At 28.5% G+C, this 22,879-nt stretch carries 21 protein-coding genes and 1 riboswitch; of the genes, 9 read left to right on the top strand and 12 right to left on the bottom strand.

Features of this window, described 5'->3' with window-relative positions; translation table 11 throughout:
- Together RSF37_RS04260 and RSF37_RS04255 are read right to left on the bottom strand one after the other, a co-directional pair.
- Positions 1-1,234, bottom strand: a 1,234-nt coding sequence (locus tag RSF37_RS04260) for a HelD family protein (RefSeq protein WP_332563151.1), incomplete at its 3' end; no start/stop codon positions are given.
- A gap of 199 nt (positions 1,235-1,433) precedes the next feature.
- Positions 1,434-1,976 carry an ECF transporter S component gene (locus RSF37_RS04255; RefSeq protein WP_332563150.1) on the bottom strand — a complete coding sequence of 181 codons (543 nt, stop codon included), beginning with the start codon at positions 1,974-1,976 and terminating at the stop codon, positions 1,434-1,436.
- A 160-nt stretch (positions 1,977-2,136) separates the two neighbouring features.
- On the opposite strand from RSF37_RS04255, the gene RSF37_RS04250 reads away from it, so the two are divergent.
- From RSF37_RS04250 to bioA, 5 genes are read left to right on the top strand one after another with little or no spacing between them, the layout of a single operon-like run.
- A complete protein-coding gene (locus RSF37_RS04250) occupies positions 2,137-3,126 on the top strand; it encodes a biotin--[acetyl-CoA-carboxylase] ligase (protein ID WP_332563149.1) in 990 nt (329 codons plus the stop codon).
- On the top strand, positions 3,116-3,673 hold the full coding sequence (locus tag RSF37_RS04245; RefSeq protein WP_332563148.1) for a biotin transporter BioY: 558 nt from the start codon (positions 3,116-3,118) through the stop codon (positions 3,671-3,673). The genes RSF37_RS04250 and RSF37_RS04245 overlap by 11 nt, the downstream gene beginning before the upstream one ends.
- 2 nt (positions 3,674-3,675) lie before the next feature.
- On the top strand, positions 3,676-4,641 hold the full coding sequence (gene bioB, locus RSF37_RS04240; RefSeq protein WP_332563147.1) for a biotin synthase BioB: 966 nt from the start codon (positions 3,676-3,678) through the stop codon (positions 4,639-4,641).
- Positions 4,638-5,330 carry a dethiobiotin synthase gene (gene bioD, locus RSF37_RS04235; protein ID WP_332563146.1) on the top strand — a complete coding sequence of 231 codons (693 nt, stop codon included), beginning with the start codon at positions 4,638-4,640 and terminating at the stop codon, positions 5,328-5,330. The genes bioB and bioD overlap by 4 nt, the downstream gene beginning before the upstream one ends.
- Complete coding sequence (bioA, locus tag RSF37_RS04230; RefSeq protein WP_332563145.1) at positions 5,327-6,673, top strand: adenosylmethionine--8-amino-7-oxononanoate transaminase; 1,347 nt, start codon at positions 5,327-5,329, stop codon at positions 6,671-6,673. The genes bioD and bioA overlap by 4 nt, the downstream gene beginning before the upstream one ends.
- A 39-nt stretch (positions 6,674-6,712) precedes the next feature.
- Here the strand turns inward: bioA and RSF37_RS04225 are convergent, their stop codons facing one another.
- Both RSF37_RS04225 and RSF37_RS04220 read right to left on the bottom strand, forming a co-directional pair.
- Positions 6,713-7,789 (bottom strand): pyridoxal phosphate-dependent aminotransferase, encoded by a 1,077-nt coding sequence (locus RSF37_RS04225; RefSeq protein WP_332563144.1) that lies wholly within the window; start codon positions 7,787-7,789, stop codon positions 6,713-6,715.
- A 67-nt stretch (positions 7,790-7,856) separates the two neighbouring features.
- Positions 7,857-9,239, bottom strand: coding sequence for an APC family permease (locus RSF37_RS04220; protein ID WP_332563143.1), 1,383 nt, complete (start codon positions 9,237-9,239; stop codon positions 7,857-7,859).
- Between the two features lie 192 nt (positions 9,240-9,431).
- On the opposite strand from RSF37_RS04220, the gene RSF37_RS04215 reads away from it, so the two are divergent.
- A complete protein-coding gene (locus tag RSF37_RS04215) occupies positions 9,432-10,565 on the top strand; it encodes a DEAD/DEAH box helicase (RefSeq protein ID WP_332563142.1) in 1,134 nt (377 codons plus the stop codon).
- Positions 10,566-10,593: 28 nt separating this feature from the next.
- Here the strand turns inward: RSF37_RS04215 and pdxR are convergent, their stop codons facing one another.
- Both pdxR and alr read right to left on the bottom strand, forming a co-directional pair.
- Positions 10,594-12,045, bottom strand: a complete 1,452-nt coding sequence (gene pdxR, locus RSF37_RS04210; RefSeq protein WP_332563141.1) for a MocR-like pyridoxine biosynthesis transcription factor PdxR — start codon at positions 12,043-12,045, stop codon at positions 10,594-10,596.
- Between the two features lie 16 nt (positions 12,046-12,061).
- On the bottom strand, positions 12,062-13,222 hold the full coding sequence (gene alr, locus RSF37_RS04205; protein WP_332563140.1) for an alanine racemase: 1,161 nt from the start codon (positions 13,220-13,222) through the stop codon (positions 12,062-12,064).
- Positions 13,223-13,405: 183 nt separating this feature from the next.
- On the opposite strand from alr, the gene RSF37_RS04200 reads away from it, so the two are divergent.
- Together RSF37_RS04200 and RSF37_RS04195 are read left to right on the top strand one after the other, a co-directional pair.
- Complete coding sequence (locus tag RSF37_RS04200) at positions 13,406-13,999, top strand: metal-dependent hydrolase (RefSeq protein ID WP_332563139.1); 594 nt, start codon at positions 13,406-13,408, stop codon at positions 13,997-13,999.
- Positions 14,000-14,040: 41 nt separating this feature from the next.
- Complete coding sequence (locus tag RSF37_RS04195) at positions 14,041-14,559, top strand: ferritin (RefSeq protein WP_332563138.1); 519 nt, start codon at positions 14,041-14,043, stop codon at positions 14,557-14,559.
- A gap of 37 nt (positions 14,560-14,596) precedes the next feature.
- Here RSF37_RS04195 and RSF37_RS04190 read toward each other — a convergent pair whose 3' ends face one another.
- Positions 14,597-15,217: a DUF488 domain-containing protein gene (locus RSF37_RS04190; protein ID WP_332563137.1), complete on the bottom strand. Its 621-nt coding sequence runs from the start codon at positions 15,215-15,217 to the stop codon at positions 14,597-14,599.
- Positions 15,218-15,369: 152 nt separating this feature from the next.
- On the opposite strand from RSF37_RS04190, the gene RSF37_RS04185 reads away from it, so the two are divergent.
- Positions 15,370-15,867, top strand: a complete 498-nt coding sequence (locus RSF37_RS04185; protein WP_332563136.1) for a hypothetical protein — start codon at positions 15,370-15,372, stop codon at positions 15,865-15,867.
- Positions 15,868-15,940: 73 nt separating this feature from the next.
- On the opposite strand, the gene RSF37_RS04180 is transcribed toward RSF37_RS04185, so the two are convergent.
- The 5 genes from RSF37_RS04180 to RSF37_RS04160 form a co-directional block, all read right to left on the bottom strand.
- Positions 15,941-17,554 carry a Mur ligase family protein gene (locus RSF37_RS04180; protein WP_332563135.1) on the bottom strand — a complete coding sequence of 538 codons (1,614 nt, stop codon included), beginning with the start codon at positions 17,552-17,554 and terminating at the stop codon, positions 15,941-15,943.
- Positions 17,555-17,639: 85 nt separating this feature from the next.
- The gene (locus tag RSF37_RS04175; RefSeq protein WP_332563134.1) at positions 17,640-18,167 is read right to left on the bottom strand and encodes a GNAT family N-acetyltransferase; all 528 of its coding nucleotides are present in this window, start codon (positions 18,165-18,167) and stop codon (positions 17,640-17,642) included.
- Between the two features lie 139 nt (positions 18,168-18,306).
- Positions 18,307-20,832 carry a cation-translocating P-type ATPase gene (locus tag RSF37_RS04170; protein WP_332563133.1) on the bottom strand — a complete coding sequence of 842 codons (2,526 nt, stop codon included), beginning with the start codon at positions 20,830-20,832 and terminating at the stop codon, positions 18,307-18,309.
- 129 nt (positions 20,833-20,961) lie between these two features.
- Positions 20,962-21,048: riboswitch (NiCo riboswitch) on the bottom strand.
- 75 nt (positions 21,049-21,123) lie between these two features.
- Positions 21,124-21,987 carry a GNAT family N-acetyltransferase gene (locus RSF37_RS04165; protein WP_332563132.1) on the bottom strand — a complete coding sequence of 288 codons (864 nt, stop codon included), beginning with the start codon at positions 21,985-21,987 and terminating at the stop codon, positions 21,124-21,126.
- 112 nt (positions 21,988-22,099) lie between these two features.
- Entirely contained in the window at positions 22,100-22,813 is a 714-nt protein-coding gene (locus RSF37_RS04160) for a biosynthetic peptidoglycan transglycosylase (RefSeq protein ID WP_332563131.1), read from the bottom strand.
- Positions 22,814-22,879: the final 66 nt, after the last annotated feature.

The raw sequence follows: 22,879 nt of genomic DNA, 5'->3' as shown, positions 1-22,879 counted from the left end.
TTATCTTCTTATCCCACTCCACATGTACTCTTTCAGTAACTATAGCTATCTTTTCTTTTAATTTTAGTGAAAGGTATCTCTTAATTTCATCTTTTCTTTTATTTATAGGATAAGCTTTTAAATCCTTTAAATACAGTCTCATTATTTCTTTTCTAGTAAATAATATATGACCTTCTATTTCAATATCATTTATTTCAATTGATCTACTTTCAACTAATGCAATATATCTATCAATCATTGTTTTAAAAGCTAATGAACCTCTAACTTTTGCAGAATTAACTATTAGTTTTTTCTTTTCTTCGTCCTTTTCTTCCATTATGCTTTTAATTTTTTCATCTTTATTATATATTTTACCCTTTAACTTTGCCTTTTCTTTAACCATTTCTTCGAAGGTACTCTGCTTAACTTCCATAGCACCAAGACTTGGTAGTATTTCAGATATATAATCTAAAAATAACTTATTAGGAGCAAGTACTAAAATATCTTCACTACCCATAGTTTCTTTATATCTATATATAAGATATGCAAGTCTATGAAGAGCAATAGTTGTCTTACCAGATCCTGCTGAACCTTGAACTATTATCGGAAGATTTCTTGGCCATCTTATAATATCATTTTGTTCTTTCTGAATTGTTGCAACTACTTCTTTAAGTTTCTTTCCTCTACTCTCTTCAAGGTTTATCTTTAAGAATTCATCAACAAGCCCTTGACCTTCTTCTCCGTTAATCATAAGTTCGTTTATACTTTCATCAAATACTCTAGATAAATCTCCCTCTTCATCAAAAAGAAATTTTCTTTTAAGTGAAAGTTCTCCATCAATTATTCCAGCTGGTGCTTTATAGTAAGCTTCTCCACCTGTACCACTATAGTAAAGATCAGCAACTGGAGCTCTCCAGTCAATTACGACTTCTTCTCCATTTCCTGAATCACTTATACTATGTTTTCCAATATATATATTTTCAATCTCAGCAGATCTTTTTTCTCTAAAATCAACTCTTCCAAAATAAGGGTTTGCATATGTTTCTTCATATTTTTGAATATCTTCTTCTGCAATATTCATAGCTTTTTCTATTGTATCTTTCTCAGCATTGTATTTTCCCTTTGCCTCTTTGCTAAGTTCTTTAAATTTTCTTTTTACTCTATCGACATAGTCTTTTTTATTTGAAAGCTCATTTTCTATAAGCTCTCTCTTTTGTTTTAATATACTTTGTTCTTCTTTTAATCCACTACTCACATTAACTACCTCTTATTTTTTATTTTAGAAATCTAATACTTTTTTATAAAAAAAGCTCTAACTTATATTATATACTTATTTTAAGAATTCTATAAAGTAAATTTATTTTAAAATATATAAATTAGTTAAAATAATGCAAAAAAATAAGGATTATATTAAAAAAACTATCAATAGTTACTTTTAATACAATCCTTATTTATTATAATGATTCTATTTCTCTATTAACTTGTACATCATCAAATAATGTATATACAGTCTTATTTTTAGCCTTACTCATGAGATTTACTAATACATAACCAATTCCACCATCAGCAAAATGATGAAGAAGTGCCCCAACTCCTGTTACAATAATTAATTGATAAAGGTCAAATCCTATAAATGGTATTACTACTAGTGCTTCTAATCCTGCATGCAATACTCCTGTAATTAATGTCATCTTTACATATGATTTTTTCTTTTGAATATATTTTGCTCCAACATATCCAACAATAATGTGAGTTGCCGCTCTAAATACAACTGGCATTGGCATTCCTGATATTAAGAATCCTATCGTTGATCCAACCCCTGTAACAACAGCAACCATTGGTGATATTAATATTGCTATAAACATAGGCACATGTGCTGCAAGTGTTGCACTAAATGGTGGTATGTTCACTTTTAGAAAACTAAATTGTATTGGAATTATAATTGCAAGTGCTGTTAAAAGCGCTCCGTACACCATCTGTTTTGTTCTATTATTCATTTTAAAATCCCCCTCTATACTAGTGTATATACACTAGTATACATTATGAATATATCTTTGTAAATATAGCAAATGTCATTTCCCATTGTCAACCAAAACTAACTTTTTAGTTGACAATAGTTTTACACAGCCATATACTGTCATTAAGGTGGTGAAATTAATGGCATTAAAACACTCTGTTCTAAAAATATTAGAAGAAAATAGAGAAATAAGTATTTCTGGTGAAAAGCTAGCAAGTGAACTTTCTGTTTCTCGCTCTGCAATATGGAAAGCAATAAATACACTTAAATCTGAAGGTTATGAAATTATTGCTATAAGAAATAAAGGATATAAGTTAGCTCTAAATACAGATATATTATCCTCTGAAGGTATAACACCCTTCTTAAAAGATGATTACAAAAAAAATAATATACTTGTTATGAAATCAGTTGGATCAACAAATAAGGAAGCAAAGAAGCTGTGCATTGACAATACATCACATGGAACGGTATTAGTTGCTAATGAACAAGATTCTGGTAAAGGAAGACTTGGCCGTAAGTTCTTCTCTCCTAAAGATACCGGTATATACATGAGTATTATATTATGTCCTAATATTGATATTTCAAGTGCAGTTTTAATTACTACTGCAACTTCAGTTGCCGTATGTAGAGCAATACGAAAGGTTTCTAATTTAAATCCAGAGATTAAATGGGTAAATGATATATTTTTAAATAATAAAAAGATTTGTGGTATTTTAACTGAAGCTATTACAGACTTTGAAAGTGGTATGGTGGAAAATATTATTATTGGTATTGGATTAAACTTCAAAACAAAGAAAGAACAATTTCCAGATGAACTACAGGATATAGCAGGCTCTATATTCGAATCAGATGAAACTGAAATTACAAGAAATAATCTTGTAGGCGAAATAATAAATGAAGTTCTAAATATTTATGAAAATTTAAATGAAAAAGACTTTTTAAATGAATACAAAGAACTTTCATTAGTTCTAGGAAAAGATATTAAATATTCTCAAAGAAATAAATGGCATAATGCTAAAGCAATAGATATTGATTCAAATGGAAGTTTAATAGTTAAGTGTGAAGATGGAACTATTAAAACATTAAATTCAGGTGAAATTTCAGTAAGGAGAATTACAGATGAAACATAATAAATCACTAAATGCACGTTCTATAATACTTTGTGCTATGTTCTCTGCCCTTATAGCAGTTGGTGCATTTATAAAAATCCCCGTTCCTGTAGTTCCTTTTACATTACAATTTTTATTTACAAATTTAGCTGGTTTACTTTTAGGTAAAAGGCTTGCATCTATTTCTGTAGGTGTGTATTTATTAATTGGACTAATTGGAATACCCGTTTTTACTGGTGGTGGGGGTTTAAGTTATATTTTTGTACCTACCTTTGGTTATTTAATCGGATTTTTAGTTGGAGCTTATGTTACAGGATCAATTATGGAGAAACTTAAAGATACATCATTTAAATCTTTGCTTCTTGCAAGCTTTGCAGGTTTAATTATCGTATATTTATTCGGAATGGTTTATTACTACTTTATAGCAAATTATTATTTAAATTCTCCAATAGGTGTATGGTCACTTATTTTATATTGCTTTATACTTGCAGTTCCAGGAGATATATTAATTTGTTTTGTTAGTGCATCACTATCAAAAAGGTTAATTCCAATTGTGAAAAGAGGTTAAATATGATTAATGTACTTAAGCTTAAAGAAAATATTTTAGATGGTTATAAACTTACTAAAGAAGATGCTTTAAATTTACTAGATTCAGATTTAGAGCTTCTTTGCACCTGTGCTAATGAACTTCGTAAACACTTTCTTGGAAATTCATTTGACATTTGTACAATAATTAACGGGAAAAGTGGACGTTGCTCTGAAGATTGTAAATATTGCGCTCAATCTGCTCATTATAAAACAAGTATTGAAAAATACTCTCTTGTTGATTTTGATACATTAAAAAAGGACGCTCTTTATAATGAGAATAAAGGTATTCTTAGATATTCAGTTGTCACATCAGGTAAATCTTTATCAGATGAAGAACTTGATGAAATGTGTAAAAGTTATATTAAACTTAAAAACACATCAAATATATCTTTATGTGCATCTCATGGACTATTGTCTTTAAATCAGTTCCAAAAGTTAAAAGAATCTGGTGTAACTAGATATCATAATAACCTAGAAACTTCAAGGCGCAATTTTAAAAATATTTGTACAACCCATACATATGAAGATAAAATTAATGCTCTAAAGGATGCTATGAAAGCCGGTTTAGAAGTTTGTAGTGGTGGTATTTTAGGACTTGGTGAAAATATGGAAGATAGAATAGATATGGCTTTTGAACTTCGTAATTTAGGTATAACATCTATTCCTATTAATATGTTAAATCCTATAAAAGGAACACCTTTTGAAAACAACCCACTTATTACTATAGATGAAATATGTAGGATAATCGCAATTTATCGCTTTATTATACCAACTAGTGCAATACGCCTTGCAGGTGGACGAAATTTAATGAGTGATAAAGGTAAAAAAGCATTTTTATCAGGTGCAAACGCTGCAATTTCTGGAGATATGCTTACGACTCTAGGAATTACTATTGATGATGATATGACACTTTTAAAAAATCTAGAATTCGAGGTGAAAAAGATATGAGTGGTGGAATTTTTATTACTGCAACAGGAACGGATGTAGGTAAGACATATGTTACTGCACTTATAACAAAAAAACTTAGAGACTATGGAATTAATGCAGGTTACTATAAAGCTGCACTAAGTGGAGCCTTACACAAAGATAATAAATTAATTGCTTGTGATTCAGATTATGTATGCAAAATTTCTGGAATACCAAATGATCCAAATAGTTTAGTTTCATACATTTATGAAACTGCTGTATCTCCTCACTTAGCTGCAAAAATAGAAAATAATACAATTGATATAAACGTATTAAAATCACACTTTGAAAGTATTAAACAAGAATTTGACTTAATAACTGTTGAAGGAAGCGGCGGCATCGTCTGTCCATTACGTATAGATGATGAAATATTAATGCTAACAGATATTATTAAATTATTTAATTTAGATATAATTTTAGTTGCTTCTGCGAAACTTGGAACTATTAATAATGTTGTTTTAACAACTCACTATGCAAAATTTAATAATATAAATATTCAAGGAATTATACTAAATGAATATGAAAAAGATAATTACCTTCATGAAGATAATAAAAATCAAATAGAGCATTTAACTGGAATTCCTGTTATTGCCTGTGTTCCATACGGCGCTACTGAATTAGATATAGATTCAGTAGAACTTAAAAATTTATATAAGGAGCTAGACATATGAATTTAGTAGATAAAGATTTAAAATATATTTGGCATCCTTGTTCTCAAATGAAAGACTACGAAAAACTTCCTCCAATTATTATAGACCATGCTAAAGGTGTTTACCTTTATGATACAGATGGAAATCGTTATGTTGATGTTATAAGTTCATGGTGGTGTAATCTTCTAGGACATTGCAATAGTAGAATCAATGCTGCAATAAAAAATCAGCTAGATACTTTAGAACATGTTATATTCGCAAATTTTTCTCATACTACTGCCATAAACCTTTGCGATAAACTATCTAAGCATCTTCCTTATGGACTTACTAAATTTCTTTTCACAGATAATGGTTCTTCTGCAATTGAAGCAGCTATGAAAATGAGTTTTCAATACCATTATCAAACTGGTAATCCACAAAAGAAATATTTCATGGCACTAAGTGATGCATACCACGGTGAAACTCTTGGAGCTTTATCTATAGGTGGTGTTGATTTATATTCTAAAATTTATAAACCTATGCTACTAGATGTTATCCGTGTTGATGGACCTGATTGCTATCGTTGCAAATATGGTAAGTGTATGGAAACATGTAATGCAGAATGTTTCAATGAAGCAGAAGTAGCTTTTAATAAGTATGGCAACGAAAGTTGTGCCTTTGTTATAGAACCTTTACTTCAAGGTGCTGCTGGAATGAAGATTTATTCTAAAGCTTACTTAAAGAAACTTAGGAAGCTTTGTGATAAATTTAATGTACATTTGATAGCTGATGAAATCGCAACTGGCTATGGCAGAACTGGAAAAATGTTTGCCGTAGATCACGCTGAAATTTCTCCTGATATAATGTGCTTATCTAAAGGGCTTACTGGAGGCTACATGCCAATGGCTTTAGCAATTACTACTGATAAAATTTATAATGCTTTCTACTCAGATTACAGTGAAGGTAAAGCATTTATGCATAGTCATACATATTCCGGAAACCCCCTTGCATGTTCTGCTGCAATTGAAGTTTTAAATATATTAGAAGAAGAAAATATAATTGAAAAAGCAAATGATAATGCAAAGTATTTTAATAATTTAATAAAGGATGCTCTAGGAGATTATAAACATGTAGGTGAAATTCGTAGTATCGGTTTAATTAATGCTATCGAGCTTGTTTATGATAAATCTACTAAAAAATCTTTTGATAGTAATTGTAGATATGGATATGAAATTTATAAAAAAGCTTTAAAAAAAGGAGTTCTATTAAGACCCCTTGGAGATGTTATTTATTTCAATCCACCTCTAACAATTACTCCTAGTGATATGGAGTTTTCTGTAGATGTATGTGCTTCATGTATTAAAGAAGTATTAGATAATATTTAAAAAAGGTTGATGTTACAATTTGTAACATCAACCTTTTTCTTATTTAATAATTGATTTAAGTTTCTTTATTAGTAATTCATTTTCATTATGTTTTAACACGCATACTCTAAAGAAATTGTTATTTAAACCTTCAAAGGAACTGCAATTTCTTATTATGATACCTTCTTTAATTAATGAATTATATAACTCATCAACTGTTAAATCATTTTTTTCTATCTCGCATAATATAAAGTTTCCTTTACTATCATAAACCCTTATTCCATTTATGCATTTAAGTTCCCTATTTAAATAAGCTCTCTCATCTGCCATATGTTTAATTGTATCTTCTATATATTCACAATCTTTAAACATTACTGTTCCCATAACTTCTGCAAATATATTTATATTCCATAAATCTAATTTTTCTAATATTTTATTTCTTACAGACTCATTTGAAATAAGTCCATAACCAAGCCTTATTCCTGGAGTTGAGAAAAACTTTGATGTTCCTCTTATAACAAATAAATTATTATAATTATTAACTAAACTACTTACTGAATATAGATTAGTATTAGTAAATTCAACATAAGTTTCATCTACCATTACAAATCCATTGTATCCTTTTAATAATTTCTCTATTTCACCTTTATTAAATGCAAATCCAGTAGGATTATTTGGATTACATATAACTATTAAATTACATTTAGTCTCAATTGCCTTTTTCTTTAATTCTTCTATATCTATTTTAAATTCATTTTCTTTAATTGCAAAATACTTAATAATCTCGCATTTATTTTTTTTAAGTTCTCTCTCATATTCTGAATATGCAGGACATATAAGAAGAGCACGTCTTGGATCTATTATATTTATAAATGATGATATAAGTTCTGTAGCACCTGCTCCTAAAACTATATCTTTTATTTTTGAATCGCAATAATTTGATATACTTTTTTTAAGTTCAATATATTTAGGGTCTGGGTATATTGAAGCCATATCTATATTTTTAATAACTGCCTCTTTAGCCTTCTTTGATGCTCCAAAAGGATTAATATTAGAACTAAAATCTAAAATTTCACTTGTCTTAAGCCCTAGTTCTTTTGAAAGCTCAAATAAATTGGCACCATGATTAATCGCCATAAAAATTCCTCCAAAATTGTATCATTATATTATAATTATAATGATTTTTTCTAAAAATAATAGCTTATTATTTATTTTTCATATTCTTTAAAACTTTTGAGTATTTAATACCATATATAAAATAGCTTATTAATATACAAGCTAATACTATAGCAAATACTATCCAAGTTATTTTTGATAAATTAAACATTAGTACAATACAACATAAAACACCTAAAATCGGTAAAAATGGTACTAATGGTGTTTTAAAACTTCTTTCGATGTTCGGGTATTTTTTCCTAAATACTATTATTGATATACATACCATTGTGTACACTAATAAAAATGCAATACTTGCAAAGTCTGCTAAAGTCTTTAAATTAAAAAATCCTGCTAAAACAACTTCAACTAAACATATTGACCATAAAGATATATAAGGAACATCTTTTTTATCTCTTTTATCAAAAAATTTCGGTATAAGTCCATCTTCACTCATTGTAGAAAATATTTGAGATGTTGCAAAATTACCTGCAAATATTACTGCAAGTATTCCAATTACAGTTCCAAGTGAAACTATAAATGCTACTTTTGGTTCTCCTGAAACTTTAAGTCCATAAGATAGAGCATCTCCAACATTTAAGTTTTTATAAGATGTTATTCCTGTAAGAACAATTGATACAGCTACATAAACTAATGCACAGACTAAAAGTGATACTAAAAGTCCTATTGGAAGTGCCCTCCTTGGATTTTTTACATATGGTGCAGCAGACGCAGTTGCATCAAATCCACAATATGCAAAGAATACTGAAGCAGCTCCTGTCATAATTCCTGTAGTACCATATGGTGTAAATGGAGTTAAGTTTGATGCATGCATATGAAATGCACCAACAACTAAAAATATAGCTATTACACTAATTTTTATTATAACCATAGTATTATTTACTTTTTTACTTTCTTTTGTTCCACCTGATAAAACTAAAGTTATTAATAAAATAGCAAGTATTGCCGGAATATTTATAATTCCTCCATCCGCTGGTATTGCAGTTAATGCCTTAGGGAAATGTATATTAAATATATCAAATAAACTTAATAAATAACTTCCCCATCCAGATGCCACTGTTGCTGTTGATAAAATGTATGCAATAACTACACACATACCAACTATATACGCTACAATTTCACCAAGAGTTACATATGTAAAAGTGTATGAACCACCAGGACTTTGTATACTTGCGCTAAGTTCTGCGTAACATAAAACTATTATAGCTGCAACTATTGCTCCAATTATAAAGGATATACTTACAGCTGGTCCTGATTCCTTTGCTGCTACTATTCCTGTGAGTACCATAACTCCTGTTCCAATTACAGAACCAATACTCATTAGTGTTAAATCTAGTGTATCTAGATTTTTCTTATCTTCAGTAATTTTTTGTGATACGTCTTCTATTCTTTGAGTTCTAAAAATACTCAAATCATCCACCTTCTTTTGTAATGAAACATTTTTTTCTATATATATTTATTATATCAGTGATTTTATTACCTAAACTATTAAGTTTTTATGTAAAGAGTTAATATTTATTTGTTTATTTTATGAAATTAGTACAAAAATTCTGTTATTATGTATATACTATAAGTTATGACTATATATCAAACGGAGGATAATATGAATAATTTTAAAGAATTAAACTTAAATGAAAATATAATTTCTGGTCTAGAAAAACAAGGGATAACAATTCCAACAGAAATTCAAGCTATCTCTATTCCTGAAATATTAAATAATAGAGATGTTATAGGTGAAGCTCATACAGGAAGCGGAAAGACTTTAGCATTTTTAGCACCACTATTTGAAAAAATAGATACAAGTAAAAAAGAATTACAAGTTCTAATACTAGCTCCAACACGTGAATTAGTAATGCAAATAGAAAAACAATGCAAGCTTTTAGCTACAAATTCTGAACTTCCAGTTACAGCACTTTCAATTATTGGTGATGTTAATATGGATAAGCAAGTTAAGAAGTTAAAAGAAATTAAACCAAACATTATAGTTGGTTCACCAGGAAGAGTTAGAGATTTAATATTAAAGAAAAAAATTAAAGCTCATACAATTAAAACAATAGTTCTTGATGAGGGAGATAATCTTTTAGATAATACTCACGCTAAAACTGTTGGTGACATAATAAAAACTACTATGAGAGACAGACAACTTTTAATATTCTCTGCAACTGTAAGCGGAAAAGCTTTAGAAATTGCTAAAGGATTAATGAAGGATCCTGTTATATTCAAAAATGAAAAGAAGGCATCTTTAAACCCAAATATCGAACATATGTATATTGAGGTAGATGAAAGAGATAAGCCTGAGGTTTTAAGAAAACTTATTGCAGCAGTAGAGCCTGAAAAGGCTATCGTATTTATTAATCGTGGTTATGATGTAGAGATGATCGCAGATAAGCTAAATTACCATCATAAGAACGCTTTCGCTATGCATAAGAGAATCACTAAGGAACAGAGACAACAAGCCTTAGAAAGCTTTAGAAACGGCAAAATCAACATTTTAGTTTCATCTGATATTTCAGCTAGAGGACTTGATATAACAGATATAACTCACATAATAAATCTTGATTTCCCAGCTAATGCTAATGAATATCTTCATAGAGCTGGAAGAACAGCTAGAGGATCTGCATCTGGTACTACTATTTCATTAGTTACTAGTAAAGACTTTAGAGCTCTTAAAATGTATGGAAGAGAATTCAATATTAATATTGAAGAAAAAGAACTTTCACACGGTGAATTAATTTAAAAAATAAAGGATGAGCTTAGCTCATCCTTTATTTTTTATCCATTAACTCTTTAATTACTTCTCCGATTATCTTTATTCCCTCTTCAATATCTTCTTCGCTCACTCTAGAAAATCCAAGCCTTATTGTATCTTCTCCTGTATTTCCATTATAAAAAATATCACCAGGCATAAATACAACTCCTCTTTTATAACATTCTTTAAGAACTTCTCTGCCATTTACATTTTTAAGCTTTATAAATATGTGAAGTCCACCTTCTCCAAGTATATAATCATTTGGTATATACTTATTTATTTGAAGCAATGTAAAGTTATACTTATCCTTATAATGCTTTCTTATTTTCTTCATATACTTCTTAAAAGCGCCACTTTCCATATATTTATAAAAGGCTGCTTGATCTATAAATGAAGAATGAATATTTCGTTCCCTCTTTACACTTTCTAGTATGTTTATAAGCCTTTCATCCCCAAATATCCATCCAATTCTAAGCCCTGGAAATAGTATTTTAGAAAAACTTCCAACATAAACAACACCATTGCCATTAGAACAAAGAGATGCTATTGGTGCAACATGTGAACTTGAATATAAAAGTTCTTCATTAAACCCGTCTTCAACTATTGGAACTTTATATTTTTCGCAAATATTATATACTTCCTGTCTCTTATCGCTTTTCATAACTATTCCAGTTGGATTATGATAAGATGGTATCAAATATATGAACTTTGGCTTGCACTCTTTAAGAGTTTTTTCAAGTTCTATTGTATCTATTCCATCTCTATTCATCTTAACTGGATTTATATTTAATCCGTGTGTCTTCATCATCTTTATTGCAGTATTGTGAGTTGGTTCCTCACAAGCTACTATATCATCTTCACTTGTAAGTGCACTTAAAAGTATATCAAAACCTTCTGTAAATCCATTTGTTATTAAAACATCCATTCCATCAAGGCTTACTCCTTTATTTTTCATATACTTTTTAATATACTCAATTAAAGGCTTATAACCCTTTGCATATCCATAATTCAAAAGTTTGTCTCCTTCTAGTGAAAAAGCATTTAAAAAACTTCTTTTAAATTCTTCTAAATCAAATAACCCTTCATCTGGTGCAATGCTTTTAAAAGAAATCATACCTTTCTTCCATGGAAGTTCCGTCTTTACTATATCTAATTCTTCACACCTTTTCCCATAATTATTAATCATATTTTCCCAATTAATAGTTAAGTCACCTTTTAATGCTTTTGAAATAATTTTTACAAAGGTTCCTTTTCCTTTTATACTTTCAATAATACCTTCATCTTCTAAATTTTCATAAGCTGTTATAACAGAATTTCTGCTTATAGATAAAATTTTACTTACTTCCCTAGTTGATGGAAGCTTACTCCCTTTTTGTAGAAACCCTTTTTCTATTTCATTTTTAATATGACTTTCTATTTGAATATGAATTTTTTCCTTATTATTTATTTTAAAGGATGAAAATATCAAACACTCACCTCAATTTCTAAAGATAATTTCTTACATCACAAACTTCATTATCTCGTATATATATTCTTGGTACTCTATGTCTTATCATACATAATACCTCATAATTAATTGTTCCAATAGCTTCTGCAATATCATCTGCATTAAATTTTAAGTTACCCTCTTCTCCAAGAAGTATAACCTCATCTCCTACCTTAACGCCTTCAATATCTGTTACATCTATCATGCACTGATCCATACATATTCTTCCTACTACTTCTGCAAACTTTCCATTTATGATTACTTTTACTTTTCCACTTAAAAGTCTTAAATATCCATCTGCATAACCAATAGGTAATGTTGCAATTATACTCTTTCTCTCTGTTTTAAATGTTCTTCCGTAACTAACATACATGTCCTTTTCTAATGTCTTAACATGTGCAACTGTTGTCTTTAGTGTAAATGCCGGTTCTAACTCTAACCTATTTTTATCTACTTCATTTGATGGGTAATATCCGTATAATATTATTCCTGCTCTAACTCCATCTAAATAAGTATCAGGAAGATCTATAATAGCACCACTATTAGATGCATGTTTAAAGCTAATATTTATCCCATTCTCTTTTAAACTTTCATCAAAGTCTTTTAACTTTTTAAATTGTTCTTCTGTATAAGTCTTATCCTCCTCATCTGCTGTTGAGAAGTGAGTAAATAAACCACATACTTCTAATCCTTCTAAGTTACAAATTGCAATTACTTCTTTAACACTTGTTTCATTTGGCATAAATCCTATTCTACCCATACCTGTATCTACTGCAATGTGAATTTTAGCTTTTTTATCTATCTTTAATGCTCTTTCTGATAGCTTTTTTGCATACTCTAAATCGTATACTGTTTGTTCTATATCATTATTAATTAGTTCATCATAAAGATCTAATGGAGTATATCCTAATATCATTATTGGTGCTTTAATACCTGCATTTCTAAGTTCCATAGCTTCTGCAATTACTGCTACTGCAAGCTTTGATGCTCCACTTTTTAAAAATACCGGTGCTACATTTACTGCCCCATGACCATACGCATCAGCTTTAACTACAGCAACAACTTCTTTATCACCTGCAAGTTCTTTTATTCTTCTCATATTATTTTCTAATTTGTTTAAATCTATCTCTGCCCATACAGCTCTTAAATTCTTTTCCATTTTTTCCACCTCTAGTTATTATAAAACTTCTATAATACTATTATAGAGCTTTTATTATTAAAATAAAGAACCACACTCATATCATTTTTGTAATATAGTGGTTTTAAAGGATAAAAAACTATGTATTTATTTACTTATTCATATATAATGTACTTAACAATTTTTTTATTTAAGGAGCAACTAATGACAAAAGAAACACATACATCAGGAGGATTTTTTATTGCTCTTCTAGCTTTAAATTCTTTCACTGCAAAATACATAAGTAATTATGATTTATACTATAAAATATTTTTAATAATAATATATTTTTATTCAGCAAACTTAGGCTCTCTTTTTCCTGATATTGATATGAAGAGTTCTTTTATAAGTAAGAGACATCCATTTATTGCTAAACATTTTGGGAAACGCTTAAGACATAGAGGAATCACTCATAGCTTAATATTTTTATTTACTTTATTTTTGTTATTTAAAGTATTAATCTCAATAAGTTCATTTAATATAGTTGTTATTACAATAAGTTACGGATTTTTATTTGGATATACATCACACCTTCTTTTAGACTTACTTACAAAAGAAGGCATTGAGCTATTTTTTCCTCTAAAAACTAATATAAAGATTTTCTTTATTAAGACAGGCTCTAAAGGAGAAAAAATATTTTATAACTTTCTAAAGGGAATTACATTCTTGTTAATTGTTTATAACATTTACTTAATATTAAATAATCAATTTCACTTTGACATCTTAATTTTTTTGAAGTTTGATAAAATCCTCCATTAGTTGTAAACTAATATTGTAAAAGAAATTGAGGAGATGGTTAAATGTTAAGTGAAAATTTACTAAAGAGTCTAAATGACCAAGTTAACTTTGAATTTTATTCATCATATACTTATTTAGCTATGGCATCATATGCTGAATCAGTTGATTTAAGTGGGTTTGCTAATTTCTTTAGAGTTCAAGCTCAAGAAGAACTAGCACATGCTATGAAATTTTATGATTACATATTCCAAAAGAATGGACTTGTTGAACTTGAAGAAGTTCCAAAGCCAAATCATAAATACGAAAGCATAATTGATGTATTCCAAAAAGGATACGAACACGAGCAATTAGTTACAAGCAAGATTTATAAACTTGCTGATATCGCCTCTGAAGAAAGAGAGCACGCGACTATGAGCTTACTTAACTGGTTCATTGATGAACAAGTTGAAGAAGAAAATAATTTCAATTCTCTTTTAAAGAGAGTTAGAAGATCAGAAGGAAATCCTGCTGCTCTTTACATGATGGATGATGAACTCGCTAAAAGAGTATTCGTTCCAATAGTAGCAGCACAAAAAGCATAAAATTTAAGTCATCACCTAATTTAGGTGGTGACTATTTTTATCCTTTTTTTATATTTTCTACTCTATATCCTATCTCTCTATTTGCTAATCTATATCCTTCTTCTATCATATCCTTTTCTGACATTCCTTCTCCAAGTAAAGAATCAATTGTAATCTGGCTCCTATCCTCAAAGTATTTATCTAATAGTTCTTCTTCTAATTGCTCTTGACTTTGTATTGAGTAGTCATCAAGTATATGCTTTACTTCTACCCCATCCCTTCTTAAAGTTCGCCCAATTAAAATACCTCTTTGACATCTTATTGGATCTTGTACAGCACCTAAAACCGCTATTTTAAACCCTTTATTACATCCATCCTTTAGTCTATTTACAGCATTTATATAACATTCTTCTTTAATTACTTTTTCAAAATCTGAATATCCTTCTTCATTATAAGTAGATTTATCATTTCTCTTTGCCGCAAGTTCATTACCCATATAAATATATATAAATCCAGCTTTTTTTAAGCTTTCCATTAATCTCTCTTTATCAAATTGTACGTTATACTTTGAATATGGAGTTTTTCTAGCATCTACTACACAATTTATATTAAAATGTTTTAACATATGGATTAATCTATCAAGTGAATAATTTGAATGCCCTATTGTATATATCTCCATAAAATCACCTCTTAATTATTATATCAAAAAAATATTAATCAGTTACTAACACACTTTACTTTAATTTAATAATGTACATTTATTGTTAATAAGTTATTAAACATTATTATGTTAAACTGTAATTAATTTCATTTTAAGAGAGGATGTTTTCTTTGACTACTTTATTTTTTTCAATAATTCTAACTACCGTTATTATAGTTACAACTTATAAATATATTCGTGTATACAATATTTTTAAAAGTTCAAATACAAAAGTGCTTTCATTATATAAAAATAAAAGTCTAAATTTAAAATCAACTTTATTAAAGAAATATTTAACTATATCTATAACAACTTTAATTTGTATGTTCATTTTTGTTATATTTGATGAGCCCTACTTTGCACTTTTCCCTATACTATTACTTTTACCAAACACATCTGATTCTGTAATATTAATAAATGATTCATATATATCAACCTTAAGTATTACAGTGCCAACTAAAAATTCAGATTACATATTAATCGAAAATCCATCTTATATTTCATCCAGAATAGTCTTACATACAAGTGATAATTCAAAAAAATATAGAATATCCATATCAAATAAAAACCTGAATTTAATAAAAGATACATTAAGAGATTTCGGATATGAAGTTCACATAGTACCTTAAATAAGATATGGGCTATTGAATTACAATAGCCCACATCTTATTTATTATAGTACCGTTATTTTATATATATACTTTAAATTTCTATTTTATTTAAATTATTTTTTCTTAAAAATTCATTTATTGCAGGTATAGTTAAATGTAAAAACTGACTAAATGATACTATAATTTCTCCGCAAGTTCCATCATCTAAAGCTTTACGTATTGCATCCTGCTCTTCAAGTAATACAGTTATATTTTCCTCTTTAAATCCCTTCCTTATAAGTCCTTCATATAAAAGCTTTGCAGTTTCACCCTTCTGTCTTCCTCTTTTGTCTTCTTGCTCTTTTACTATAACTTTATCGCAATAAGCTGCTGCTATTTCTCCAAGTTCTATTATATGTCTATCTGTTCTATCCCCTGGTGCAGTTATTAGTCCTGTTATTATTTTAGGATTTAAAGATTTTGCTATATCAAACACTTCATAAAAAGCTTCACTATTATGACCATAATCAATTATTAATTTAAAATCTTTTATATTAAATATGTTTTGTCTTCCTTTATTTTTACTAATATCACATTTTACTTTCTTAAGTGCATTTACTATTTCATCAATATTATTATGAACTGTGGAAATTGATGCTATTGCTGCCATTACATTTCTAACGTTACTTTTTGATGCTCCATTATGAGTAAATTCTAATTCTCTTAAAGAAACAATCTTATTCTCTTTGAAGCTACTATTATGTATTATAAATCCATCCTTTGTATAAAATGCTTCTCCACCATTTTCTATATGCTTTAATATAAGATCACTTTTAAAGTTATCAAATAATATTAATCTATCTTTCTCACTAAATAAATTCACTATTTCAGTAGTAGCTCTAACTACCATTACACCATCTTCTTTGAGTCCTTCTTTAATTAACGCCTTTACCTTACCTAATTCATGTAAAGTATTAATACCTTCCATGCCCATATGATCTTCTGATAAAGTTGTTATAATACATGCATTTGCATTTTTAAATCCTAATCCTTTCTTAATCATTCCACCTCTAGCAGTTTCAAGAACAGCTACATTTATATCTCTTCTCTTTAAAACTTCAATAGCGCTATAATACCCAGTTGTATCCCCAGTCCTTATGGTTTCATCACCAATAATTATTCCACCTGTTGATGACATTCCACTTTTATAATTAAGCTTTAATAACGTGTTATGTATTAATCTTGTTGTTGATGTTTTACCATTTGTTCCAGTTACTGCAATTATAGGTATACTCACCTTATTTTTAATTATTTTTTCAATATTTATATTTTTATAATTATCTTTTGTCAATATTATAGAATTCTCTCCATAACCAATTAAAAGAGAATCATCTTGAAGCTCTACTTCTTGGATGTTATTCTCTCTTAATTTTCTTATTATTTCATTTTTCCAATCATTATTTAAAATATCCATTAGTTTTTTAAAGAGATCTTCATCCTTATTTATTATTCCTTCAATAATTTTTGAAGCAATACATTCTCTTTCATAACTTAAATAAATATTATCTTTTTCTAATTTTAATATCTTTCCATTAATAGATAGTTTCGAGCATATCTCTTCATACTTTTTTGCTATTTTTTCTAAACCTCTTCCTTTTATACAAATAACATTAGGTATCCCTGTTATATTTTTTTCAGCTAAAAATCTTATTTTTTCTACTGACATATATACCATGCTCCCTTCTTAAGTTATGCTTCAAACTTTGCACTATTTTACTTTTCCAAATTAAGTGTAGTTTTATTCAATTTATTTATTCAGAATATTTCATTATATGATTTTCTAAAAATGTCTCAAAATTTTCAAATTCCTTATCATTTATAGTTCTCTTATAACTTAAAACCTTTAGCTCATGACCTTTATCATCTTTTTTGTATGGAGGATGTAGATGAGTGAACTTATTCATTACAAACCCTAATCTTTCATAAAATACTAATCTACGTTCTGATATTTCATCAACTATAGGGTCAATTTCAAGAATTGTCGTCTTATCGTCTTTGCATAACTTCTCTATTATTCTTGAACCATAACGTCCACCTCTTAATTTTGAATTTACTGCAAAATGTTCAATATATCTAAAGTGTTCCCATTCCCAGTAAAATATAATTCCAACTAACTTATCTTCATCTTTTACATATACACAGAAGAATTTATCATCTTTCATAGCTTCTTCATGGTCTTCTATATTTCTTAACTCATACTTTGGAAAACTTTCTTTATATATTTCAAATACCTTTTTCCAATCTGAATTATCAATATTTTTTAGCCTTATAAAATCCATAATTTCTACCTCCCATTTCCATTAATATAGTTTATTAATTTATATATCATTTTAATTTATTATGCAACCTTCCTATTCCTTTAATACACAAAAATAGATAGCCCGATTACAGGCTATCTATTTTCATCTTATTTAAATACTATCTATTTATCTTTTTAAAAAATTTTACTAATTCATACCACATAACAGCTACAAATGCTGCTCCGATTACTATTAGTAATTCTTTAAATCCAAGTGGTGCAAGTTTTAAGAAATTAGCTATAGGTGTATACATTATAATTAGAAGTCCAGCTATAGCTCCCCCATTAACAAACCACATTACTTTATCTTTAACTAAGTTTTTTAAGGATTTATATGCAAATTCACTATTTGAACTATTTACTTGAACTAATAGTATATTAGAAATTATAATTATAGAAAGTCCCATAGTTCTTGCTATATTAGCATCTCCATAACCATTATTCAAATAAATATAATAAGTTCCAAAGGATGCAGCAAATATTGCAAGCCCTTGTATTATACTCTTTATGAGAACCCATTTTGTTAATATACTTTCATTTGGATCTCTAGGCTTACGTTTCATTATATCTTCTTCTGCTGGTTGCCTCTCTAAAACTATAGAACAAGTAGGATCTATTATTAATTCTAGAAGTACAACATGAACTGGCAACAGCAAAAGAAGTGAAGAACCTATACCTAATATTGGTGCAAGTAATGCAGAAAATGCTATAGGTATGTGTATTGTAAAAATATATCCAACAGCTTTTCTAATATTATCGTATATTCGCCTTCCATCTTTAACAGTATCAACTATAGTACTAAAATTATCATCTAAAAGAATTAAATCCGCAGCTTCTCTTGAAACTTCTGATCCTCTCTTACCCATTGCTATCCCAATATCTGCATACTTTAATGCGGGTGCATCATTTACTCCATCTCCAGTCATTCCAACTATTTCTCCATTATCTTTAAATGCTTTAACTATACGCATTTTATGCTCTGGAATAACCCTTGAAAAAATACTTACATGCTTAACTTTCTCCCTAAGTTCTTCATCACTCATTTTATTTAATTCATCACCAGTAATTATTTCATCACTATGACTAATACCAACCTTTTTGGCTATCGAACTTGCTGTAATACCATTATCCCCTGTTATCATTACAACTCTTATAGATGCTTTGTTGCATTCTTCTATATCTTCTTTTATGCCATCCCTTGGTGGATCTAAAAGTCCAACTAGTCCAAGAAACTTTAAATCACATTCTTCAAGAGTATCTTTAATTTCTTCTTCATCTTTTACTTTCATCTCACCTACACCAATAACTCTAAGACCTTTTGTTGACATTTCAAATATTTTATTTTCAATTTCTTTTCTTTCTATTTCATTAACGTTACATATACTTAGAATTTTCTCTGGAGATCCTTTTGATGCAACTACTATCCCTTCATCTCTTTTCCATACATGTCCCATCATCTTACTTTCATTTGTAAATGAATATTCTGTTATTAACTCACCATTAAACAATGAATCTTTTGATATTCCATTTTCCTCGCAATACTTAATCATTGCTTTTTCCATAGGGTCATAAGCTTCTGTCTCACATGCCATTCCCATAACTTCTAATAATCTTTTATTATCATTCTCTTTAGACCAAGTATTACTTAAAGTCATTTGATTCATTGTTATAGTGCCCGTCTTATCTACACATAAAACAGATATTGCACCTAAAGTTTCAACAGATGGTAATTTTCTAACAAGAGAATTTTTCTTAGCAAGTCTCCATGCCCCCATTGATAAGAATACAGTTAATACTACTGGAAACTCCTCAGGTATCATAGCCATTGCAAGAGTTACTCCTGATAGTATACTTTGAATTATCCTATCTTTTAAAATAAGAGTATCTAAATTTAAGTAAGTTATAGAACTAACTAATGCAAAAAATACTCCAGCAATTCCTGCACATACTTTAACAAGTTTACCTGTCTGTCTTTGAAGTGGCGTACTACTTTCTACTGTCTCAGAAATATCTTTACCGATTTTACCGTATTCAGTACTAGATCCTATTTTCTTAACTAAAATTACTCCACTTCCTTGGATTGCTAAAGTACCTGCATAACAGTAATCCCGTCTAAAATAATCATTAGAACTATCATATTCTACGTTACTATTATATTTCCATACTCCTTCAGCTTCTCCTGTTAAAGAAGATTCATCTATACAAAGGTCACTTGAATCAATTACTTCTCCATCAGCTGGAATTTTCACTCCTTCTGTTACAATCATTAAATCACCAGGGACTAAATCTTCACTATTTATTACTAATTTCTCAAAGTCTCTAATAACCTCTATATGAGGTGCAGACAGATTTTTAAGTGCTTTTAATGTCTTATCTGTCTTCCATTCTTGAATTACTTCAATACTAATTACTCCAACTACGAATACTAGCATAATTAATCCATCTTTAGGTTCGCCTAATACGAAGTATATTATAGCTGCAACCATAAGAAGCAAGAACATCGGCTCTTTAATTACTTCGATAATCTTCATAAAAAAGCTTTCTTTTTTCTCAGGAATTAATTGATTTTTGCCTACCTTTTCCTGAATTGCCTTAGCCTCATCATTTGTTAAACCTTTCATAATATCATTTTTTTCTTGTGCCATAAAAGTTACCTCCAAATTTCGCCATAGACATATTGTCTAGGTCATTTATTTTGATAGCTCTATGTCAATGCATAAGAATAGATAGTTACAATAAATGTTCTTAGATAAAAAAATACCCGTAGAACATTTTACTGTCCCACAGGTATATAATATTCCTGTTGCCTATTTGGCCCGGCTCCATAAATAAAAATTTATGGCCTGATCAGTTTGTACTGTAGATTTATATGCAGTGCAAAGAGATTTACTATATAATTATATTCGATTTTATTAAAAAATGTACTACTTTTTTTATTATTTTAATTTTATCCAATAACTGAGTACTTTTTGTTGCTCAAAACCTCTTTTCTTATACATATTATAAGCAATTTTATTTGTTTCAATAACAACCAAATAAATATTTGGTATTTTTTTCTCGTTTAAATAATCAATTGCCGTTTCTAATAATCTCTTTCCATATCCTTTTCCTCTAAATCTACTACTTAGACCTATATCAAAAGTACCTTCGTTATCTTCTATAGTAGTATTTAAAACTCCTATATTTTCTTTTGAATTAGAAACTATAAAATATTTATTGCAAGTATTGCTCTCATTTAAAAAGCCATTTGCTTCTTCTTCATCTAATGACGCCCCATGAGGCATATTATTAAAGGATTCATTATATAGCTTAATATATTCTTTTATATTATTTTCATTTATCTCTTCAATATTTAATATATCTTCTCTTTTTTCTCTATCATTTAAAGTCATAATCTTAGCCTCATAATCTGCATCAAATCCAATTTCATGAAGCATTTCGGTTGTTTCTCTTTTTCTAAACCCAAGAAGTATTTTCTTTGCCTTATGTTCCTCAGCTTTTGTAAAACATTCATTAATTAATTCTTTTATTACTTCTTTTGTATCATCTAAATCTTCTAATATATCTAAAAAATGTATATATGCTATTCCTGTAATTTTAATCTCTTGTAATACTATTCTTCCAATTCCAATTACTTTATTATTTTGTTCTAAAATTAGTATTCCTTTTCCATAGCCATAAACTTTACTTTTAAACATTCTATCCATCTCTGATAAAGAAATACTTCCATTATTTCTATCTATAAATAATAACGTTTTATCTTTTTCATCTACAGTAAGTTCTAAGTAATCTTTAACCATAATACCACCCCATATACCTATTTCCAATAATATTACCCTTAGTAATATTATATCATAGACTAAGCCCACACAATATATACGTATATATTATGTGGGCCATAAGTTCTGCTTATTAATTTGTAGTTTTATATGAAACTTCTAAAGCAACTACTGTATCTTTTTCTTTTACTCCATTATATCTCTCTAACGCATTTATAACTTGTTTTTGTCTCTTTTTTGCAAGTCCATTATTGTTACTAAGTGCATAACGACTAGGTGCTTGTGGTAATCCAGCTAGTATTGTTGCTTGATCAAAATTTAAGTTACTTGCTTTTTTACCAAAGTATCCTTCTGAAGCCTCACCTATTCCCACATATCCATCTCCAAAATTTATTACATTTACATATAGCTCTAATAATTCTTTCTTTGAGTATTTTCTTTCAAGTTCTACTGCTAAAAATAACTCTTTAAATTTTCTTTTAAAACTTCTCTCATTTGAAAGACACATATTTTTAGCTAATTGTTGTGTTATTGTACTACCACCTTGTACTACTTTTCCAGCTTTTATATTATTAACAGTTGCTCTAACAATTGATATAAAATCAACAGCGCCATGTGAATAAAATCTATGGTCTTCAATTGCAACCATTGAATTTAAAAATTTGCTATCTATATTTTCAATCTTTATATAATTTTTCCCATTTCTTATTGAATCTACTTTGCTATTTAATGATCTATTATCTAATTTATATTTATATATAAAGCAGCCGAAACTTACTGTAATCAAAAATATTAAAATTAAAATTCCTTCAATTATCTTTCCCTCATTAAACAAAATATTTCTCATTAGTAATCGCCTCCAATTAATTTATTAACTCTATGTCCCTATTATAGATTCAACTACAAAAAGAAC

This window comes from Clostridium sp. (assembly GCF_036643715.1).
GTDB lineage: Bacteria > Bacillota > Clostridia > Clostridiales > Clostridiaceae > Clostridium.
The sequence above is the reverse complement of the archived record's forward strand: the minus strand, read 5'-3'. Positions and strand labels throughout refer to the sequence as shown.

What these genes read in the sequence shown, in the direction of transcription:
- RSF37_RS04180 (WP_332563135.1), bottom strand. Translation starts at nt 17,554, where the DNA reads ATGTCAGTAGAAAAAATAAGATTTTTAGCTGAAAAAAATATAACAGGG.
- RSF37_RS04160 (WP_332563131.1), bottom strand. Translation starts at nt 22,813, where the DNA reads ATGAGAAATATTTTGTTTAATGAGGGAAAGATAATTGAAGGAATTTTA.
- bioD (WP_332563146.1), top strand. Translation starts at nt 4,638, where the DNA reads ATGAGTGGTGGAATTTTTATTACTGCAACAGGAACGGATGTAGGTAAG.
- RSF37_RS04245 (WP_332563148.1), top strand. Translation starts at nt 3,116, where the DNA reads ATGAAACATAATAAATCACTAAATGCACGTTCTATAATACTTTGTGCT.
- RSF37_RS04190 (WP_332563137.1), bottom strand. Translation starts at nt 15,217, where the DNA reads ATGGAGATATATACAATAGGGCATTCAAATTATTCACTTGATAGATTA.
- alr (WP_332563140.1), bottom strand. Translation starts at nt 13,222, where the DNA reads ATGGAAAAGAATTTAAGAGCTGTATGGGCAGAGATAGATTTAAACAAA.
- bioA (WP_332563145.1), top strand. Translation starts at nt 5,327, where the DNA reads ATGAATTTAGTAGATAAAGATTTAAAATATATTTGGCATCCTTGTTCT.
- RSF37_RS04175 (WP_332563134.1), bottom strand. Translation starts at nt 18,167, where the DNA reads ATGGATTTTATAAGGCTAAAAAATATTGATAATTCAGATTGGAAAAAG.
- RSF37_RS04215 (WP_332563142.1), top strand. Translation starts at nt 9,432, where the DNA reads ATGAATAATTTTAAAGAATTAAACTTAAATGAAAATATAATTTCTGGT.
- RSF37_RS04250 (WP_332563149.1), top strand. Translation starts at nt 2,137, where the DNA reads ATGGCATTAAAACACTCTGTTCTAAAAATATTAGAAGAAAATAGAGAA.
- RSF37_RS04195 (WP_332563138.1), top strand. Translation starts at nt 14,041, where the DNA reads ATGTTAAGTGAAAATTTACTAAAGAGTCTAAATGACCAAGTTAACTTT.
- RSF37_RS04170 (WP_332563133.1), bottom strand. Translation starts at nt 20,832, where the DNA reads ATGGCACAAGAAAAAAATGATATTATGAAAGGTTTAACAAATGATGAG.
- bioB (WP_332563147.1), top strand. Translation starts at nt 3,676, where the DNA reads ATGATTAATGTACTTAAGCTTAAAGAAAATATTTTAGATGGTTATAAA.
- RSF37_RS04165 (WP_332563132.1), bottom strand. Translation starts at nt 21,987, where the DNA reads ATGGTTAAAGATTACTTAGAACTTACTGTAGATGAAAAAGATAAAACG.
- RSF37_RS04200 (WP_332563139.1), top strand. Translation starts at nt 13,406, where the DNA reads ATGACAAAAGAAACACATACATCAGGAGGATTTTTTATTGCTCTTCTA.
- RSF37_RS04255 (WP_332563150.1), bottom strand. Translation starts at nt 1,976, where the DNA reads ATGAATAATAGAACAAAACAGATGGTGTACGGAGCGCTTTTAACAGCA.
- RSF37_RS04225 (WP_332563144.1), bottom strand. Translation starts at nt 7,789, where the DNA reads ATGGCGATTAATCATGGTGCCAATTTATTTGAGCTTTCAAAAGAACTA.